Origin of the sequence: Pseudaminobacter soli (ex Li et al. 2025) (genome assembly GCF_003012705.1) — a bacterium.
Taxonomy (GTDB): domain Bacteria; phylum Pseudomonadota; class Alphaproteobacteria; order Rhizobiales; family Rhizobiaceae; genus Pseudaminobacter; species Pseudaminobacter soli.
Window position 1 is genome coordinate 1 of record NZ_PXYL01000117.1, and the last position, 214, is coordinate 214.

1 pseudogene is annotated in these 214 nt (G+C 64.0%); it reads right to left on the bottom strand.

Going from position 1 to position 214, the window contains the following annotated elements:
• Positions 1-16: 16 nt before the first annotated feature.
• A pseudogene (locus tag C7I85_RS31330) lies at positions 17-214 on the bottom strand (IS110 family transposase); the annotation flags it as partial.

Here is a 214-nt window from a genome sequence, read left to right on the forward strand (position 1 = left end):
GAATTCTAATCCAAGCTCAGGCCGCTTTGGCCTCCCAGCGGTATGGCGTGTTGTCCATCCACATTCGATGCAGGATCACGGCCAGCCGCCGTGCCACCGCCACAACGGCTTTCGCCATCCCGCGGCGTTTGGCGATCTCCAGCCCCCATTCCCGGAGAGGGGACGACTTCTTCGAGAGCCGCAGGATGATGCCGGCCGCCTCGACGAGCACCCA